This window comes from Acidiplasma cupricumulans, from assembly GCF_001402935.1.
In the GTDB taxonomy this organism is placed as follows: Archaea; Thermoplasmatota; Thermoplasmata; order Thermoplasmatales; family Thermoplasmataceae; genus Acidiplasma; species Acidiplasma aeolicum.
This window is the reverse complement of record NZ_LKBH01000283.1, coordinates 1-991: the sequence shown is the minus strand read 5'-3', so window position 1 is coordinate 991 and position 991 is coordinate 1. Positions and strand designations below refer to the sequence as shown.

1 protein-coding gene is annotated in these 991 nt (G+C 23.0%); it reads right to left on the bottom strand.

Features of this window, described 5'->3' with window-relative positions; all coding sequences use genetic code 11:
- Positions 1–169 precede the first annotated feature (169 nt).
- A partial coding sequence (locus AOG55_RS07730) for a hypothetical protein (protein ID WP_236688997.1) occupies positions 170–991 on the bottom strand: 822 nt, incomplete at its 5' end.

The following is a 991-nucleotide window of genomic DNA, read 5'->3' as shown; positions in this document are numbered from 1 at the left end:
TTAATCAAATCATATAAATAAAATTTTGTTGCTAAAAATATAATTTGAATTCTATTTATATGCTGTACTTATTTTCATATATGATTTCATTTATTTTCAAGTAAAAATATACAGGAAATAGAAAATAACATGGAATTTATCAATTTTATATAACCTTAAAATTTGGTATTTATATTAAATCTGCATTTATTAATTTATTTGCCATATAATTTATTATCCTTTTTGAATTGAGGATTGAAAATGTTATTATTATAATTATTAGGTAAAATAATGATATGTAAATTATATTTTTTAAAAATATTGAAAGCAAAAATGTTATTGTAAAGGAAATATAAAGAATAAAAAAGGGGATTAATCTTTCCATATTCTGTCCGCTGCTGGCAAAATTGCGTATATTATCATAATCTGTTATCTGAATGGGTGCGATAAGCATGTATGAATATATGATTATTGCAGCTGTTATGGATGGCATTACCAGCAGATATAAGAATATCATTATATATAATATATTAAAATGAAAAATAAGCAGAAGTCCTGAAAATAAAATCATTGGACATGTTGCAATAAAAACTGACAATATTATGGATATAATTAAATTTTTGATATATTTATATGCATTCATTGATGTAAATGAAAGCCAGGGCCTTTCAAGCAATACCGGCCACTGGGATATAAGCATGGAATACACAAGTCCCGGTAAAAATGGTATATAAAGGTCAATAAGCAAAATTAAAAATGTATTGTATAATTTAATGTTTAATATAAAATAAATAATGCCTATAAATGAAAATATTAAAATAGGTTTGTATATTTCTGTTCTAATATAGTGTATTTTTACATTTGAAAATGTTCTATATGCATATAATGTATTTATATAAAAACCATTTTTCATGTAAAGGGCCCTTGATGGCGATCCTGAAATATTCATAGGCTTTATATTATTTTTAATTTTGTCTTCCCTGTAATACAAATTAAATTTATTACCATTTTT